At 61.4% G+C, this 18,483-nt stretch carries 16 protein-coding genes; all 16 read right to left on the reverse strand.

Annotated features, from left to right (window positions below):
• Window positions 1-432: 432 nt before the first annotated feature.
• The 16 genes from ACTQ1E_RS07685 to ACTQ1E_RS07760 all read right to left on the reverse strand — a co-directional run bounded on the left by ACTQ1E_RS07685 (window position 433) and on the right by ACTQ1E_RS07760 (window position 18,314).
• Complete coding sequence (locus tag ACTQ1E_RS07685; protein ID WP_441565676.1) at window positions 433-2,679, reverse strand: polyribonucleotide nucleotidyltransferase; 2,247 nt, start codon at window positions 2,677-2,679, stop codon at window positions 433-435.
• A gap of 150 nt (window positions 2,680-2,829) precedes the next feature.
• A complete protein-coding gene (rpsO, locus tag ACTQ1E_RS07690; protein WP_154516313.1) occupies window positions 2,830-3,108 on the reverse strand; it encodes a 30S ribosomal protein S15 in 279 nt (92 codons plus the stop codon).
• Window positions 3,109-3,246: 138 nt separating this feature from the next.
• A complete protein-coding gene (recO, locus tag ACTQ1E_RS07695) occupies window positions 3,247-3,996 on the reverse strand; it encodes a DNA repair protein RecO (protein ID WP_154516310.1) in 750 nt (249 codons plus the stop codon).
• Window positions 3,997-4,011: 15 nt separating this feature from the next.
• Entirely contained in the window at window positions 4,012-5,085 is a 1,074-nt protein-coding gene (gene era / locus ACTQ1E_RS07700; protein WP_441565678.1) for a GTPase Era, read from the reverse strand.
• 12 nt (window positions 5,086-5,097) lie between these two features.
• Window positions 5,098-5,475, reverse strand: coding sequence for a diacylglycerol kinase family protein (locus ACTQ1E_RS07705; protein ID WP_441565680.1), 378 nt, complete (start codon window positions 5,473-5,475; stop codon window positions 5,098-5,100).
• A gap of 9 nt (window positions 5,476-5,484) precedes the next feature.
• Complete coding sequence (gene ybeY, locus ACTQ1E_RS07710) at window positions 5,485-5,994, reverse strand: rRNA maturation RNase YbeY (protein WP_441565682.1); 510 nt, start codon at window positions 5,992-5,994, stop codon at window positions 5,485-5,487.
• A complete protein-coding gene (locus ACTQ1E_RS07715; RefSeq protein ID WP_427717503.1) occupies window positions 5,991-6,977 on the reverse strand; it encodes a PhoH family protein in 987 nt (328 codons plus the stop codon). Before ACTQ1E_RS07715 ends, ybeY begins: the two co-directional genes overlap by 4 nt.
• Window positions 6,958-8,250: a MiaB/RimO family radical SAM methylthiotransferase gene (locus tag ACTQ1E_RS07720; protein WP_441565684.1), complete on the reverse strand. Its 1,293-nt coding sequence runs from the start codon at window positions 8,248-8,250 to the stop codon at window positions 6,958-6,960. Before ACTQ1E_RS07720 ends, ACTQ1E_RS07715 begins: the two co-directional genes overlap by 20 nt.
• A gap of 9 nt (window positions 8,251-8,259) precedes the next feature.
• The gene (gene dnaJ / locus ACTQ1E_RS07725; RefSeq protein WP_441565686.1) at window positions 8,260-9,408 is read right to left on the reverse strand and encodes a molecular chaperone DnaJ; all 1,149 of its coding nucleotides are present in this window, start codon (window positions 9,406-9,408) and stop codon (window positions 8,260-8,262) included.
• Window positions 9,409-9,489: 81 nt separating this feature from the next.
• The gene (locus ACTQ1E_RS07730; RefSeq protein WP_441565688.1) at window positions 9,490-10,593 is read right to left on the reverse strand and encodes a DnaJ domain-containing protein; all 1,104 of its coding nucleotides are present in this window, start codon (window positions 10,591-10,593) and stop codon (window positions 9,490-9,492) included.
• 58 nt (window positions 10,594-10,651) lie between these two features.
• Window positions 10,652-11,884, reverse strand: a complete 1,233-nt coding sequence (gene hemW, locus ACTQ1E_RS07735) for a radical SAM family heme chaperone HemW (RefSeq protein ID WP_441565690.1) — start codon at window positions 11,882-11,884, stop codon at window positions 10,652-10,654.
• Between the two features lie 2 nt (window positions 11,885-11,886).
• Window positions 11,887-12,930: a tRNA dihydrouridine synthase DusB gene (gene dusB / locus ACTQ1E_RS07740; protein ID WP_427717514.1), complete on the reverse strand. Its 1,044-nt coding sequence runs from the start codon at window positions 12,928-12,930 to the stop codon at window positions 11,887-11,889.
• A gap of 4 nt (window positions 12,931-12,934) precedes the next feature.
• A complete protein-coding gene (gene lepA, locus ACTQ1E_RS07745) occupies window positions 12,935-14,746 on the reverse strand; it encodes a translation elongation factor 4 (protein ID WP_441537017.1) in 1,812 nt (603 codons plus the stop codon).
• 96 nt (window positions 14,747-14,842) lie between these two features.
• Window positions 14,843-15,109: a 30S ribosomal protein S20 gene (gene rpsT, locus ACTQ1E_RS07750; protein WP_022094714.1), complete on the reverse strand. Its 267-nt coding sequence runs from the start codon at window positions 15,107-15,109 to the stop codon at window positions 14,843-14,845.
• 133 nt (window positions 15,110-15,242) lie between these two features.
• Complete coding sequence (gene holA / locus ACTQ1E_RS07755) at window positions 15,243-16,205, reverse strand: DNA polymerase III subunit delta (protein WP_427747932.1); 963 nt, start codon at window positions 16,203-16,205, stop codon at window positions 15,243-15,245.
• Between the two features lie 78 nt (window positions 16,206-16,283).
• Entirely contained in the window at window positions 16,284-18,314 is a 2,031-nt protein-coding gene (locus tag ACTQ1E_RS07760; protein WP_441565692.1) for a DNA internalization-related competence protein ComEC/Rec2, read from the reverse strand.
• Window positions 18,315-18,483 lie beyond the last annotated feature (169 nt).

Genomic DNA, 18,483 nt, shown 5'->3' on the forward strand with positions numbered 1-18,483 from the left:
AGTTTGCTGCTCTACAGTCCTGCGCAAGACGGAAAGCACATTAAGTGCTTTCCTTTGCGTGCGGAACTCGCGACAAACTTAACCCGCCCCGGCCCCCGATGGCCCCAGACCTGCCAAAAAGGGACAGGTTTATTTTGGTCGGTTTTATCTGGGGTAATGCCGCGCATGCGATTATCTAAAGATCTGAATTCAGATAACTGAATAGACTATCTGACAAAATCGAAACCCGCACCCACCAGCCCTTTTGCTATTCCCGGCGGGGTCCGCGGGTTAAGTTTATCGCGAGTTCCGCACGAGCCGGAGAGCACTTAATGTGCTCTCCGTGCGAGCAGGACTGTAGAGCAGGAAACTTTACCCGCGGACCCCGCCGGGAATAGCAAAAGGGCGACCCCTGTCCGGAGTCGCCCTTGTTGAGCTGATTATGTGTAGCTGTTACTCGGCGTCGTGGTGACGGCGGGGCTTGCGGCCTCCGTTGTCACCGGGACGGCGCGGACGGTCGCTGCGCTCGGAGCGCTCGCGACGCGGACGCTCACGGCGCTGGAAGTGCTCGCCATCGCCCTCGGGGGCATCCTCGGCACGAGCCGGAGCCTCGGGCTTATCCAGACGATCGAGCGAGATCTTGCCGCGATCGTCGACCTCGATGACGACGACCTTAACCTCGTCGCCCACGTTGAGGACATCCTCGACCTTCTCCACGCGACCCTTGGCAACGCGGGAGATGTGCAGCAGGCCGTCCTTACCGGGCAGCAGGTTGACAAAGGCGCCGAAGGGCTGGATGGAGACCACGCGACCGGTGTACTCCTCGCCCGGCTCGGGAACCTTGATGATGAGCTTGATGCGCTCGACAGCCTGGTCGACGGACTCGCCGGTGCCGCCGACAAAGACGGTGCCGTCCTCCTGGATGTCGACCAAAGCACCGGTCTCGTCTTGGATGCCGCGGATGACCTTACCGCCGGAACCGATGACGTCGCGGATCTTGTCGGTCGGAACCTGGATGGAGACGATGCGCGGAGCGGTGCTGCGCGTGGTGTGGCGCGGCTCGGGGATCACATCGAGCATCTTCTGCAGGATGAAGGCACGACCCTCCTTGGCCTGCTGCAGGGCGCGGGCCAGGATGTCGAAGGTAAGGCCCGTGGCCTTGTTGTCCATCTGCAGAGCGGTAATGCCCTCGGTGGTGCCGGTGACCTTAAAGTCCATATCGCCCAGGAAGTCCTCGAGACCCTGGATGTCGGACAGGACCACGGTCTTGCCCTCCTCCTGGATCAGGCCCATGGCGATACCGGAGACCGGGCGCTTAATGGGCACGCCACCGTCCATGAGGGCGAGCGTGGAGCCGCAGGTCGAAGCCATCGAAGAGGAGCCGTTGGACTCCATGACCTCGGAGACCACGCGGATGGCGTAGGGGAACTCGTTCTCGTCGGGGAGCACCGGAAGCAGGGCGCGCTCGGCCAGGTTGCCGTGACCGATCTCGCGGCGCTTGGGGCTACCCATGCGGCCGGTCTCGCCGGTGCAGAACGGCGGGAAGTTGTAGTGGTGCATGTAGCGCTTGCCCTCGGTGGGCTCGATGGTATCCAGACGCTGGCCCTCGTTGAGCATGCCGAGCGACAGGACGGAGAGCACCTGGGTCTGGCCGCGCTGGAACAGGCCGGAGCCATGAACGAGCGGCAGGTAATTGTCCTTCACCATAATGGGGCGAATCTCATCGGCGGCACGGCCGTCGACGCGCTCACCGGTCTCGACGACCATGGTGCGCATGGCCTTCTTCTCGAGCTTCTTGAGTGCCACGGGGATCTCGCGCTCCCAAGCGGCCTGCTCCTCCTCGGTGAACTCGGCACGGATGGACTCCTTCAGAGCCTCGACCTTGCCGATACGGGACAGCTTGTCGGCGTCGCGAAGGGCGGCTGCCATCTCGTCGTAATGGGCGAAGATGCGCTCCTGGACCTCCTCGACGGGCTGGTCGAGCGGGTACTCCTTCTTGACGATAGCGCCGTTGACCTGCTCCCACTCGGCAACGAACTCGTCCTGAGCCCGGCAGAAAGCAGCGAGGGCCTCCTGGCCAAACTTCATGGCGGCGAGCATATCGTCCTCGGAGATCTCATCGGCGCCGGCCTCGACCATCGAGATGAAGTCGGCAGAGCCGCCCAGCTCCAGGTCCAGATCGGAGTTCTCGCGCTCCTCATAGGTGGGGTTGACGATAAACTCGCCGGTCTCCACGTTGCGGCCGATGCGCACGCACGCAAGCGGGCCCTCGAAGGGCACGCCGCCGAGCGTCATGGCCAGGGAGGCACCCATGACGTTGATGACGTCGAAGGGGTTGACCTGGTCGGCAACGAGCGAGGTGGCGACGATGTGCACCTCGTTGCGGAAGCCGTCCGGGAAGCTCGGGCGAATAGGACGGTCGATCATGCGGGCCGTGAGCGTGGCCTTCTCGCTGGGACGGCCCTCGCGCTTGAGGTAGCCACCCGGAATACGGCCGGCAGCGTACATCTTCTCGTTGAAGTCGACGGTCAGCGGAAAGAAGTCGTAGTTCTTGCGCTCCTTGGAGACGACCACGGTGTCGAGCATCGTGGTGTCGCCCTGCTTGACCAGACAAGCGCCGGTGGCCTGCTTGGCAAGCTCGCCCGACTCAAAGGTGTAGGTCTTGCCGTACAGCTCAAAGGTCTTGGATACGAGTGTCATTGTTCTCCTTTACCCCGCAGGCCCCTTGCCTGCGGGCTTCTCATGTGACGCGGGCCCCCTGCCCCCGCCACGCTTCAGAGCGTGATTGTTCACGCCCTTACACAAAAAGAGCGCCCCGCTGCGCAGGACGCTCTTAGCATGTACAAATCCTTACTGGATGTTGTCGCGGATGCCCAGAGCCTTGATGAGCTCACGATACTCGACGACGTCGTTCTTCTTGATGTAGGAGAGAAGACGACGACGGCGACCGACGAGCATGAGCAGACCACGACGGGTGTGGAAGTCCTTCTGGTGGGACTTCATGTGCTCGGTCAGCTCCTTGATGCGCTCGGTCAGGATGGCGACCTGAACCTTGGGGTTGCCGGTGTCGACCGGGGTGTTACCGAACTGGGCAGTCAGCTCCGCCTTGCGCTCTTTGGAAACAGTCATTGTTTCACCTTTCGTTTCGCGTCGCCCGCGGGCGACTCTATTCGCCTCGGACTGGGAAGCCGCCGGTGGAGCGAGCATCCAAGGTCGAGGTACCAACAGGTCGGTATGTTACCACAAGCGGACCGCGTATGCCCATCATCACCGACCCAACATGAATTCCATCGCGCGAAGACGTTGATCGGTGTGCGTCGCAGCCCAAACATGCGAAAGCCCCAGCAAAAAGGCGGCAGTATGGGGGTCGACCCTCTCGGCCATGAGCGCATCGAAGGTCATGGACATGAGGGCGCGCAGCCATGCGACCTCGCCGGTCGACACCAGCTCGGCACCCGGAACGCTCGACGCGCACGACCCGCACATGAGCCCGCCCGCCTGGGGCGAAAAATACGACAGCATGGGGTCTCCGCACAGTACGCAGGCCGAAAAATCGGGTCGATAGCCAACGTGCGACAGCAGCTTAAAGACATATGCCGCCACAAGCAGGTCCATATGTGCCGTGTCGAGCCTGCTGCCCACCAGGGCAAGTGCTCGCTGCGTAATGGCAAAGGTAAACGGGTCCTCGGCGTCCTCGAACGAGCACACGCGCGCGACCTCGGCGATCGCGCTTGCGGCGCAGGTCGTCTCGTAATCGGGCGCGGCGCCGAGCGGCGCCTCCATAAGCTCGGCCTGAGAAACCACGTCGAGCGACCGTCCGTGCGCGAGCAGCATATCGACGGTACAGAACAGCTCGCAGCGCGCCGCCAGGCGCCCGCCGGGTTTGCGCGCGCCCTTTGCCACGGCACGGACCTGCCGACCCCGCTCATCAAGCATCGTCAAGATCAGATCGGTCTCCTTGAGCTTGGTCTTATCGAGGACGAGTACCTTTGTGCGATATGTCCGTGAGCCTGCCATGAGCGCCGCGCGCCCTTAGTCCTCGGCGTTGTAGCCAAAACGGCGAATCTGGGCCTCGTCGTCACGCCAGCCGGCCTTTACCTTCACGTCCAGCTCCAAAAAGACCTGCGTGCCAAAGATGCGCTCAAGATCGCGACGGGCGTCGATGCCGATATGCTTGATCATCTCGCCGCCCTTACCGATGATGATGCCCTTTTGGCCCTCGCGCTCGACGTAAATGGTGGCATGCACGCGCAGCACCTTCTTGGTCTGCTCGAGCGCATCGCAGATTACGCCAACGGAGTGCGGAATCTCATCACGGGTGCGCCGCAAGACCTTCTCGCGCACAAACTCGGCAACGAGCGTCTCGTCGGAAGCGTCGGTACCCATGTCCTCGGGGAACCAACGCGGGCCCTCGGGCAAAAAGTGCGCAACGGTCTCGATGAAGGCATCGACGTTAAAGTTCTTGACCGACGACGTCACGATCTCATCGTCATATTCCATGAGCTCGTGGGCGGCCTTAAGCTGCTCCATGACCTGTGCGGGATCGGCCTCATCGGCCTTGGTGAGCACCAGGACCTTCTTGGAACGGGCGCATCTGACGCGCTCGGCAACCCAGGCGTCTCCCCTGCCGATCGGTTTGGTGGCATCAATCAAAAACGCGACGACATCGACATCGTTCAGCTCGAACAGCGCGCTCTTGTTGAGCTCGGACCCCAGGCCGTCCTTGGGCTTGTGGATACCCGGAGTATCGACAAAAACCAGCTGGTAGCCGGGGCGATTGACGACGGCGCGCATGCGACGGCGGGTCGTCTGGGCCACCGGCGAGGTGATGGCGACCTTTTTGCCATAGCAGGCGTTGAGCAGCGTGGACTTACCGGCGTTGGGGCGACCGACCAGGGCCACGAAGCCGCTGCGGAAACCGGGCTCAACGTCGCCAAAGCCCGCGAGGTTGTCGTCCTCGTCGCACAGGGCGTCGAGCTCCTCGTCACTCATGCCCTCAAACGGGTCGAACTCCTCGACCTCGCAAGCCTCAGTCGCTTCGGCATCCACAGCATCCAGGGGCTCGTCGTCCAGCGTTTCATCGTTAGGCTGCATATTGTCGGACATGAAGATCCCTTTCTAAATAAAGCCGAGCGCGTGGGCAAATACCAACAAGCCCACAATCGCGGCGGTGATGGAAAGAACGTATACGGAGGCGGCGGCGATATCCTTTACACGCTTTGCCAGCGGATGGAACTCCTGGGTCGCCAAATCGACAATCGCCTCCATGGCGGTGTTGCACAGCTCGCCGTGAATCACCAGGCCGCAGCAAATGATAATCGTAGCCCACTCGGCAATGTCGAGCCCCACGATGCAGCCGGCAATGACAGTGCACACACCCGCCACGAGCATGACCTTAATGTTACGCTCGGTCTTGACGGCGGTAACGAAGCCCTCCATGGCGTAGGAGAACGACTTTAAAAAGGACGGATGGTCCTTGTTCGATCCGGGAATCATAGACGGCTCCTAGTCGTGGGCATGGTTGGTGATGGGGCCGACGTGAACCAGCTTGGGGTCCTCGCCGCGCTCGAGCGCCAGATCGCGCAGGATGGCGTCCTCGCGGGCCTCCATGACCTCGGCCTCGTCGTCCACGATATGATCGTAGCCCAGTAAATGCAACATGCCATGCACGAGCATCAGGCGGCACTCACCGGCAGGGCTATTGCCAAAGCCGGGGGCCTGACGGGCAATGACCTGCGGGGCCAAGATGATATCGCCGAGCTCGAGCGTCTCGTCGGCTGGGATATCCTCGTCAAAGGCCGAGTCGCATTCAAACGAGAGGACATCGGTGGTACGGTCGATACCGCGCCACTCGTGGTTGAGCTCGTGCATCTCATCCTCATCGACATACGAAAGGGAAATCTCGACTTTTCGCTCAACGCCCTCGGCAGCAAGCACGACCTCGCAGATGTGCTCTACCTCCTGTGCGTCAAGCAGCGTATCGAGCTCGGCATCGTTGCTGATCAATACACTCAACGGGACTCCTTTCGGTCGCGCACGCGTTTCTCGCGCACGTCATCATAAGCATCATATGCCTCGACGATTCGCCCCACCAAGGCGTGACGCACCACGTCGGCACGCTCGAGGTGCGAAAACGCGACATCGTCGACACGACCCAAAATCTGCTCAACGTCGGCAAGACCGCCGCGACGACCCACCAGATCGCGCTGGCTCAGGTCACCGGTAATCACAAACTTGGAGTTAAAGCCCAAGCGCGTCAGGAACATCTTCATCTGCTCGGGCGTGGTATTTTGAGCCTCGTCGAGCACCACGAAGGCATCGCTCAGCGTACGACCGCGCATGTAGGCAAGCGGGGCGATCTCGATCACGCCACGCTCCATAAGCTCATCGGTGCGCTCGCGATCCATCATGTCAAAAAGGGCGTCGTAGAGCGGACGCATGTAGGGATCGATCTTTTCCTCGAGGGTACCGGGCAAAAAGCCCAAGTTCTCCCCCGCCTCGACAACCGGACGCGTCAAGATCAGACGGCCCACCTCGTGACGCTTGAGCGCGGCAACGGCGAGTGCCATGGCCAGATAGGTCTTACCGGTACCGGCAGGACCCAAGCCAAACGTGATGGTATGCGAGCGGATGGCATCCACATAGCGCTTTTGACCGAGCGTCTTGGGGCGAATGGCACGACCGCGATACGAAAGCAGCACATCATCGCGAAGCGACGTAGCCCCGTACTCACCGTCGCGCAAGACGGCCAGGCAGCGAGAGACATCGTCGACAGACAGCGTCCGTCCGGCGGCAACCTCGCGAAAAGCATGCTCGAAAAAGCGCGCCACGAGCTCGACCTCGTCCGGGTCACCGCACACGGCGATACTGTCGCCACGGGCGACCACGTGGGCGCGAACCAAGCTCTCTAGCGCACGAAGGACGCCGTCGCCGGCACCCAAAACGCGCGAGGGATCAATTCCATCGGGAACGGTAAGTCTAATCTTCGAGGCTTCCATGAACCTCCCTGCGTGCATGGACCAAGCCGGAATCATCGACTCCGATGATATCAACATCGAGCAGGCACGGGGCTGTGAGTCCGCAGGTATCGTCAAGACGGGCATGATGGAACGAACCGAGCGTCAGGTTGTCGCCATACTCGAGCACGGCACGCTCGACGGTGCCCACGCGACGGCGGGCGTCGGCAATGGAGAGTTCCTGCGCCGCGGCTCGCATACGACGGCTGCGCTCAGCCATAACCTCGGGCGGCACCTGGTCGGGCATGTCGGCAGCAAGGGTACCGGGACGCTTGCTATAGCGAAAGACATGCATGCGCGAAAAGCCCACGCGACGGCACAACGCCAGCGACTCCTCAAATTCCTCGTCCGTCTCGCCGGGAAAACCGACGATGACGTCGCACGAAAGGGACGCCTGAGGCAAGTTGGCGCGGATCATACGCACCGTCTCCTCAAATGCCTCGGCGCTATAGGGACGGCCCATGCGATGCAGGGTCGCCGTGCAGCCAGACTGCACGGGCAGGTGCAAAAACGGGGCGATGCGCCGCGGATAGCGCGCCATGACCTTAAGCAGGGGCTCGGAGATATCCATGGGCTCGACCGAGGAAATGCGCACATGCGGAATAGACGTACGCTCCATGATTGCCTCGAGCAGCTCATCGATCTCGACGTGTTCGTCGGTCGCACTCTTGCCATCGTAGGCGCCCAGGTTCACGCCCGTCAGCACCACCTCGGGCACGCCGGCCTCCTGAGCCTCACGAACTTGTTCGAGCACAGACTCGACCGGCACGGAGCGCTCGGGGCCGCGGGCCTTCCACACAATGCAATAGGTGCAACGATGGTTGCAGCCGTCCTGGATCTTCACACCCAGACGCGAGCGACCGAGCGCGTCGACCACGTCGCCGTCGCTACAGGCGGCCACGCTATCGGACTCAACGCCCAGCACCTCGCAGACGCGTTCGGCGACATCGATCTTAGACGGCTCCGCGATCACGCGGTCCGAAAGCTCCAGAAGCTCCTCGGGGTGCAAATTGACAACGCACCCGGTCACGACCACATAGGGCTCTTTTGGATGAGCCAGCGCATGGCGGACGGCCTTACGGGTCTTGGCCTCGGCCTCGCCCGTAACGGCACAGGTGTTAATGACGATCAGCTCCGCATCCTGAGGCTCCACCATTGCAAAACCCAGGCGCATAAGATCGGCAGTAATACGGTCGGACTCAACCCGGTTGACACGGCAGCCGAGGTTGACAACAGAGATATGAGGTGCGAGCACGCGGGCTCCTTAATCGAGGATGTCGTCGAGAGCGCTCTTAATGCGATCGGTCACCGATTTCTTGCCGGAAGCGACATCGTCGCCCGACTCGGCGGCGAAAGCCTCGAGCAGCTCGCGCTGCTTGGCGGAAAGGTTCGTGGGGACGAGCACGCGCAGCTGAACGATCAAGCGTCCACGCGAGCCGCCACCGCCGATACGGGGCATACCGTAGTTGTTGACACTCACGGTGTCGCCGTACTGCGTACCGGCGGGGACGCACACCTTGACGATCTCGTCGGGCAAAATGCCCTCAACCTTAATCTCGCAGCCGAGCGCAGCCTGCGCAATCGAGATATCGCTCACGAGGTACAGATCGTCGCCGTTGCGTTTAAAACGCTCGTGATCGGCGACGCGCACGTTGACGATCAGGTCGCCCGAGGGCTCACCACGAAGGCCTGCCTCGCCAAAGCCGCTCACGCGCAGCTGGCGACCGGTCGAGACGCCGGCAGGGATATCGATGTCGATCTTTTCGTGCGAAGGCGTGCGGCCCTGACCGTCGCAGGTCTCGCAGGGATGGTCGATGACCGTGCCTTCGCCATGGCAGTCGGGGCAGGGCGAAGAGGACTGAACCTGACCCAGGAACGAGCGCTGGACCGTTGTGACATAGCCCGTGCCGTGGCAACGTCTGCACTGCTTTTCGGCCGCACCCTCGGCCCTACCGGTGCCATTGCAATCCTCGCAGGGGGCAAGGCGGTCATAGCTGATCGTCTTTTTGCAACCGAGCGCCGCCTCCTCAAGGGTCACCGAAAGGGAGATGGCCATATCGCGGCCGCGACGACGCTCGCGGCGATTTCGGGCGCCACCGCCGGCACCGCCGCCAAAGAACGACGAAAAGAGATCGTCCATGCCCATGCCGCCAAAGATATCGTTAATGTCGACATAACCGGAGCCACCGGGGCCGTCGGGCGAACCGTAGCGATCGTAGTTTGCACGCTTCTGCTCGTCGGAAAGAACGGAATATGCCTCGTTGAGCTCTTTGAACTTGGCCTCGGCATCGGGGTCGTCCGAAACGTCCGGGTGTACGATACGGGCCTTCTTTAGAAACGCGCGCTTAATCGTCCGCGCGTCGGCATCCTTGTCGACGCCAAGTACCTCGTAGTAATCCCTATTTTCCGACACGACCGAATCCTTCCGACTTTCATTATTGTCACAGTGCGTCCTATACCCAAGCTGGGCCGACCGCAAACAAAGGGTTTGATGTTATTGCATTACGTAGGGCGAAAGCATGGCACGTTGCGAGCAGCTCGCAAACCAAACCGACACGAGAGCAAACATAAATCCGTTGGCAAAACCGTTGGCAAACTGCATCGCGCCGCGCTTCCACCACAGCAGGCTGCGGTGAAGCACGCCGTCCGAGAGCACCATGAACAAGCCCATGGCAAACGGAACAAAGCACATCATGGCAAAGGCCGAGAACACGCCCGAGATGGCCGACAGCACCAAAAAAGGCGCCACGATGCCCATCAGGTAAAAACCGGTACGCGCCTTGCCCTCCAGGCGTTCGGCCTCGACATGGGCGCGCCCGACCAAATCGCCGCCCGAGGCACCGTTGGTGCCGGCGTGACCCATGCCGTCAATATGGACCTCGTCGCCATCATGCGTGCCGGCGGGAAACTCAATCGTCTGCTCGGAGGTCACACGGGTCCGCCCGCTGCCACCGCAATCGGGGCAGGGGTCGGCGACGACCTTACCGGAACCGCCGCACTCGGGGCAGACCGACTGGAACGTGCCGGCACCAAACAGGAAGGACAGGTCGACGTCGATGTGGCCGCGACCGCCGCAGCTCGGACAGGTATGTGCATGCTCGGACGAGACAGAGCCCGAGCCTCCGCAATGACCACAGGTATCGAAGCGCGTATAGCGGACGGTCTTGCGGGCACCGCCCTTGGCCTCCTTGGCGTCGAGCCTAATATCGACGACCACGTTGGCGCCGTTCTCGGGATTATAGGCAGCCTGGCTGCGACGCTGCTGGCCCCAGGCGCCACCAAAGGGAAAGCCGCCCTCAAAGGGATTGCCATAGCCTGCGCTGCCGGCGTAGCCGCCGCCATAGGGCGAAGCAGAAGGAGCGCCGGCGAAGGGGTTGCCCGAGCGCATGGCATCATAGCGCGCACGCTTCTGCTCGTCCGAAAGCACGGCATAGGCCTCGGAAACCTCTTTAAACTTTTCCTCGGCATCCGGCTCTTTGTTGACGTCCGGATGGAGCTTGCGGGCCTTTTGCTGAAAGGCCTTCTGGATATCACGCGAGGTGGCGTCCTTGGAGACACCCAAGATCTCGTAGTAATCTTTTTCGTTCATCGTCGCCATGCGCGGCAACCTCCTGCTCACAGCAGCGTATATATTGCGGTAATTCTACCCGAGCGGCCTAAGCTAGACCCCAAAACAGCTCGAACAGCATATTTCCATCGAGCCAGCCCAAGTGGGTGGGCGCTAAACGGGCGCGGGCGCGACCCGCTACAACATCTTTTGAGGTGATGCGCCCCGCATGCCCCTCGACATCATCGGGTACCCAGGTGGCAAGGCCCAACTCGAGCGCACGGTCGCAGGACGCCGCCAGCTCGTCTGCAGGAATCACGCTTGCCGAGCGAACCAACAGGTCGGGCCCAATGCCACGCGTCATGCGACAGGCGAGCATCAAATCCTCCGCCGCCGCCTCGCGCTGCGACAGATACTCGGCATCAAACGTCGTCGCGGAATCGTCGCGTTGCACCAGACGCACGCGATACGCATCGCCGCGAGCGGGCACGTCGGGATAAAGCCCGGCCAAGCGATCGAAATCCTCGGCGTCGAGCATGCCCGCGGCAGAGCGACCCAGGCCCAGATAGCCCCGTCCGGTCCAATAGGCGATGTTATGCGAGCACTCATGTCCGTCGAGTGCATAGCTTGCCACCTCATACGGGTGATAGCTGGCCGCGCCCAGACGCTCGCGCGCCGCTTCCATGCACGCAACCTGAAAATCCTCGTCGGGCTCGAGCGACTCGTCGCAGAACGCCATGCGGTAGAGCGGCGTGCCTTGCTCGAGGGTGAGAGGGTACACCGACACATGTTGCGGCGCCGCTGCCAACACGCCATCGAGCGTGCGCTTCCAACTCGCTGCGGTCTGCCCGGGAAGGCCGCACATAAGGTCGCACGACACATCGAGCCCAGCGTCCTTAACCGTCGTGATGGCATCGAGCGCCCGATCGGCATCGTGAATACGGCCGATGGCGGTAAGTTCGGCATTATCGAGCGTTTGCACGCCCAGAGAGACGCGCGTGACACCAACCTTGGCAAGCGCAGCGGCAAGCTCGGCGGTCAGCGACTCAGGATTAGCCTCGCAGGTAAACTCAACGGGCTTGCACCACATGCAAATACGCCGGGCAAGTTCCACCAGACGCTCTCCCGCCAGCGACGGTGTGCCGCCGCCAACATAGACGGTGCGGACCTGCGCAAGCGCCCCGGTGTCTCCAAAGGCATCAAGGCGCGCATACAGCTGCTCAAAATAGGCATCGAGCGCTGCGCTCAGGTCGCACGGAGCAAAACTGCGTGAGTCAAAGTCGCAGTACCGACACTTTTGAGCGCAAAACGGCACATGCACGTACAGCGCGGTAACGGCCACCGTTAGGCCTCCAGCGGATGAGCAGGCACCGACTCGCCAGCGGCAAGCGCGGCCTCGCAGGCCACCACATCGCGCTCGATATCATCGACCAATGCCATGAACTCCTCATATGTGGAGCAACGCACCACCTGGGCGCGCCAGGCTGCAGCATGGGGCATGCCCTTTAGATACCAGCTTGCATACGTACGGGCACGCGACATGAGCGGCAGAAGCTCATGCGTCAGCGTGAGATGCTCGCGCAGGGCGTCCAGGCGCTCGACAGAGCTGCGCACCGGCACCGGTACGCCATTGAGCGCAAGGGCGCGAGCATCACCAAAGACCCAGGGATTACCGTAGATGCCGCGTGCGATAAACACCGCGCTGGCACCCGAGTTGCGCAGATGCTCCGCGGCATCCTCGGCCGAGAACACGTCGCCCGAACCGATGACGGGAATCTCGACAGCATCGGCCACCTCATCGACGACCGACCAATCGGCCTGACCCGTATAGAGCTGCGTGGCACAGCGACCATGCACCGCCACAGCAGCGGCGCCCGCCCCCTCGAGCATCTGGGCAAACGTCGCGGCATTGCGATCTTCGGCGTAAAAGCCTTTGCGGATCTTAACGGTCACGGGCACGTGCGCCGCGCCCACCGCCGCCTCGACGATCTTTTCGGCCAGCTCGGGCGTGCGCATGAGCGCCGAGCCCTCGCCTTTGGTGACGACCTTGCGAGCCGGGCAGGCCATGTTGATATCGATCAGCGACAGGCGATCGCCCACACGCTCCTCGACGGCAGCGACGGCGCTCGCAAATTGATCGGGCTTGGAGCCAAAGAGCTGCACGCAGATCTGCCGCTCCTCGTCGGCCGGCAGCACCAGGCGCCACGTCTTATTGCTGGCATAGGCAAGGCCCGCCACGCTCACCATCTCGCTATAGGCAAGATTGGCGCCGCGGCGGCGGCACATGATGCGATAGGCGGGATCGGTCACGCCGGCCATGGGAGCCATAAGGAACGGCTGCTCGGCATAGGCACCCAGCAGCCGCGTACTGTATTCAGAAAGCGCCATGGAACTACTCGTCCACCTTGAGGATCGCCATAAAGGCCTCTTGCGGGACCTCGACCGAACCGATGGCCTTCATGCGCTTCTTGCCCTCTTTCTGCTTCTCGAGCAGCTTGCGTTTACGCGAGATATCGCCGCCATAGCACTTGGCCAAAACGTCCTTGCGGCGCGCCTTGACGGTCGAGCGGGCAATGATCTTGTTGCCAATGGCACCCTGAATGGGCACCTCGAACAGCTGGCGCGGAATAATTTCCTTAAGCTTGTCGCACAACCCGCGGGCCAGGCCATAGGCCTTGTCCTTGTGCACGATAAACGAAAGCGCGTCCACCTCGTCGCCCGAAAGCAGGATATCGAGCTTGACGAGCTCGGAGGGACGATACTCGTTGAACTCATAATCGAGCGACGCATAGCCCTTGGTGCGGCTCTTGAGCTGGTCAAAGAAGTCCAGGATGAGTTCGGCGAGCGGCATGTCGAAGCGCATCTCGACCGATTTGCTCGTGAGGTGGATCATGTCGGTCGTAATGCCGCGGTGCTCGATAGCGAGCTGCATGACGGCTCCCGTATACTCGGGCGGGCAGATAATCTTGGCCTTGAGGTAGGGCTCCTCAATGCGCTCGATGCGCGTAGCCTCGGGCAGATCCTGCGGGCTGCGGACATCAAGCATCTCGCCGTCGGTCTTGTAGACGTGGTAGTCCACCGAAGGGCTCGTGGCGATGAGGTCCAGGTTGAACTCGCGCTCCAGGCGCTCCTTGACGACCTCCATATGCAGCAGGCCCAAGAAGCCAACGCGGAAGCCAAAGCCGAGCGCCACCGAGGTCTCGGGCTCCCACACCAACGACGGGTCGTTGACATGCAGCTTATCGAGAGCGTCACGCAGGTTCTCATAATCCTTGTTGTCGATCGGGAACAAGCCCGTATAGACCATGGGCTTGGCCTCACGGTAACCGGGAAGCGGCTCAGGGCAGGGATTCGACGCCCACGTGAGGGTATCGCCCACGCGAACGGCCTCAGGGTCCTTCAGGCCCGTGACCACGTAGCCCACCTCACCGACCGTCAGCGCGTCGACCGGAGTCTCGGCGGGGCGCTTGACGCCCACGCCATCGACCAAAAAGTCGCCCTCGGCCTGCATCATGCGCAGGGTATCGCCCTTCTTGATGGAGCCGTCAAAGACGCGGACCGTGGCGACGACGCCGCGGTACTCGTCAAAATACGAATCCAGGATGAGCGCCTTGAGCGGAGCCGTCGCATCGCCCTTGGGCGGTGAGATCAAAAAGACGATGGACTCCAGCAGATCATGGATGCCCTCGCCGGTCTTGCCCGATACGCACACGGCATCGTCGGCAGGAATCGCCAGGTCATCCTCGATCTCGGTCTTAACCTCGTCGGGGTGTGCCGACGGCAGGTCGATCTTGTTGATAGCGGGCACGATATCCAGGTTGGCGTTCATGGCGAGCGTCGCGTTGGAGACGGTCTGCGCCTCGACGCCCTGCGTGGCGTCGACGACGAGCACCGCACCCTCGCAAGCGGCAAGCGAACGCGAGACCTCGTAGGTAAAGTCCACGTGGCCCGGCGTATCGATCAGGTTGAACTGATACGTCTCGCCATCGTCGGCGTCATAGGAAACGCGAACGGCATTGGACTTGATCGTGATGCCGCGCTCGCGCTCGATATCCATGGTGTCGAGCAGCTGCGATTCCATGTCGCGCTCGTCGACGGTATGGGTGAGCTCGAGGATGCGATCACTGATCGTGGACTTGCCATGGTCGATGTGCGCAACGATCGAGAAGTTGCGGATGTGGGAAATGTCAATTGAAGTATTCATGCGGACTATCTTACCCGAGCGGTACAAAAAATGGAGCCTGTTCCATAAAACAGGCTCCATTTATGCGCGTAATCTATGTGGTGTGAAATTTACAACTTAGGCGTTGATGCTGTTCACGAGCTTGGCAAGACCGGACTTGCGGTTGGAAGCCTGGTTCTTGTGGATAACATGCTTGGCGGCAGCCATGTCGAGACGCTTGGTGACGGTCTTGAGGGCAGCCTGGGCCTTCTCGGCGTCGCCCTCGGCGACGGCGGACTGGACGTGCTTGGTCAGCGTCTTGAGCTCGGACTTGACAGCCTTGTTACGCATGCGAGCTGCCTCATTGGTGCGGATACGCTTCTTCTGAGACTTGATGTTTGCCACTTCTGGAGTTCCTTTCGAGTTCCTTGCAAAAAATGTATGACACCTCTGAGACACGGTGAGGTCATGCAAGCGCCTACTATAGCACGCTCCCCCTCAAAGGGATAGAACGAATTTGTCAAATAGACAGGTATCATCACGATTTTCTCAAGATGTTCGTAATCCAGAGCAAAAGCGCGTTCTGAGAATCGGCCGAACCCTTAAGAGCGAGCTCAACATCGACCGCGCCCTCGAGCGCCGCGACGAGCTCCGCCATCGAAAAGCGGCGTGCCCAGGTCAGGTGATTCTTAACCTGCCAGGGTTGAAGCTTGAGCGTCGCGGCAAGCTCGCGACCCTGCCCACGCGCATCGAGCGCCTTGGCGACGATAAGCTCGCGAATTCGTCCGCACAGCAGCGTGTAGGTCCACACATAGCTCTTGGCGGGTAGCAGCCCAAAGAGCTCAAGCGAGCGGCGCATATCACGAGCCGAGACCGCGTTGAGAAAATCCCAGGGCTGAACTTCGGCCGTGCGCACGATCCAGCGTTCCACATCGGCAAGCTCAATTTGCGGCGCATCGACCATCTGGGCAAGCTTGGCCAAGTCGTTATCGAGCATGCGAGTGTTTTCACCCGAACGCGAGACGAGTTCCTCGGCGGCCGCGGTCGAGATCGACTTGCCGTGCTGCGTCGCCATCTGCTGCACGCGGCGCGGTAGCTCCCAGCGCTTGGTGCCGGAGCAATCGATCACGGCCTTCTTGTCGATCTTGGCGATCGCCTTATACAGGCGCGTGTTCTTGGCAAGCGAGTCGGCGATGATGAGACAGACCGTTGTGGGGCTTGGACTCGCTAAATACTCGACAAGCGGCTCCGAGACCGCCTTGGCGAGCTTTGAGCAGCCGTCAAGGATTACCAAGCGAAACTCGCTGCCCATGGGAAAAGTGTTGAGCGATCCGATAATGGACTCGATATCGGGGTCCTTGGTCATGTCGCGCTCGTCGAGGTTGAACTCGACCATACCCGACTTTTCCAGACGTGCTTTCATACGCGAGACGGCGTGGTCGCGCTTGACTCCGTCGGTACCGACGATCAGATATGCCGGCAGCAGACCGGTTTCAGACATCGCGCTCCCCTCCCGCAGGCTCTCCTGTTCGTACCGTGCCATTCTATCCCACGGGTTGGTCCCGCGCCAACGGCAGCATCACGGTCGCTGACATCGCATGGTAAAACCGGCCGCAGTCGGCGAGACGGTAATGTCGCCTCTCTCGATAGTGCATGCGAACGCGCCGCCCGCATCGCTAACGGCATCGATGCAGACATCGGATGGATGGCCGTAGCGGTTGCCCTCGCCCGCGCTCGCAATAGAGAGCTCGGGCTTAAGGGTTTCCAGCAGGTCTGTATCGACAGAAACTTTTGAGCCGTGATGCCCCAGCTTGAGCACATCGATATCACCCACCTCCTGTACAAACTCGCGCTCCTGATCGAGCTCGGCATCACCAGTGAGGAGCATACGCAGGCTTTTGCCTTCCTGAGCATAGGAGAGCAGCAAGACAAGCGAGTCCTCATTGCCCTCACCGTCAACCGTATCAAACGGCCACATCACACGAGCCCGAAATGCGCCGATATCGACTGTGTCTCCGCGAGCCACCTGCCGATACGTGACGCTTGGGCGATTCAGAACCTCAGCAGGCGCGCTGCCCAGCGCATCCGCCGCAACCGCAATGCTTCCAACCGAAAACCGATCGAGTACGTCGGGAAGACCGCCCCAATGGTCTTCATCCCAATGCGTCACGAAGACGGCGTCGATATGGTGGACGTTATTGCGAACCAACGCCGACACCACGCGCGCGTCGAGCCCACAGTCGACGAGCGCCACGGCGCCACCCTGACGAACAAGAATCGCATCGGCCTGGCCAACATCAAGGACTGTCACCGAAGGCGGCGCACATCGATCCCAATAGACATACGGAACGCCCGCCGCAAGCATCAAACACAGCAGCCCCACCGCCATGGGCCGCGCGCTGGGGCGTGGCCACAAGACCAAGAGGACCACCAGCGAAAAAGGCACCACGTATACCAAGGGCGTATCGGGCGGCACGCTTACGGATGCGCCCGGAACGGCAGCAAAGAGCTGCTCAAAGAACAGGGCACAGCGAGCGATAGCCATGGGCACCACAAGCGCCCCGTGACGCAAGAGCGGCACAAGCGAGCAAGGCACCAGCACAACCGAAGATGCGAGCAGAACGCTTATCACCGGACCGATCACGGCATTTGCAAGCGGGGCAATGAGCGAAAACATCCCAAATGCGGGAATGGTTACGGGAAGTGTCGCGAGCTGCGAGCACAGCGTGACGGACAAAATACTGGCAACCCCCGATGGCACGCTCAGCTCGCCCAAGGCGTAGGTAGCGTAGGGGCAAAAACAAAGGATGGCAAAAACACTGGCGCACGATAGCTGAAAACCCATCTCGAACAATACTGTCGGCCGCAGCAAAATAAAGATTGTCATGGTCAAAAATAGAGCCGAAAGGCCATGCCGACGACGTCCGGCGCCGTTGACGACAAGCGTCACCGCCACCATACAGCACGCGCGCACGGCCGAGGGCGAAGCGCCCGTAAAGACGGCATAGGCAGCGAGGGCCAGCACCAACAGCCCTCTCTGCAGCCCACGAGAGAGGCGAGTCTTTTGCAGGGCGCTCTCAATCACAAACCCAACGATGGCAAGATGGCTACCCGAGACGGCGATAAGATGTGCGGTGCCCGTTACCGAAAACAAATCGCCCGCCGGCTGAGCACGCAGCTCGGAGGAGCGTCCGCAGACAACGCCGGCAATGAGCGAGCGCGCCGGATCGGTCTCGGGCGCGATAGTGGCAAGGAGCTCGTTTCGCAGCCAAGGCAACAGCCCCGGAAAGCCCTCGTCAACCGATACCAACCGGATGACCTTAACTTTTCGAAGCTCGCCCCGAAGCACGCGTGAGCGCCCATACGCATCATTCTCAAAACGCGAAATTCGACCGACAGCATGCACATGCGAACCGGCGCCGAGCTCACGGTCACACGACAGCCGTATCTCGCCCAAGCGCTTTCCACCCGCATATGAATCACAGGTATAGGAGTACGCCCCGTCATTGATGGATGGGTCACCCTGTACAACAAACTCGAGACTGCTCGCAGCTCGATTATCCAGTGCCGTCGAAGCACGCAGCGCCCCTATCGCCCAACCCGCGGACACGACCGCTCCCGCCAGGAGGCCGAGGGCCGCGGCATACAGCCATCGCCTCCACCGCACAAGACGCATACAAAACCGAGCCAATACGATGCACGCGGCAGCCGCAACGGGAATGGCCATAAGCAATGTGACGGGCGCTGCCCGCTCTCCCAGCAGCAAATCGGCTGCCACG

It is taken from the genome of Collinsella sp. LCP21S3_C7 (assembly GCF_052118485.1).
Taxonomy (GTDB): domain Bacteria; phylum Actinomycetota; class Coriobacteriia; order Coriobacteriales; family Coriobacteriaceae; genus Collinsella.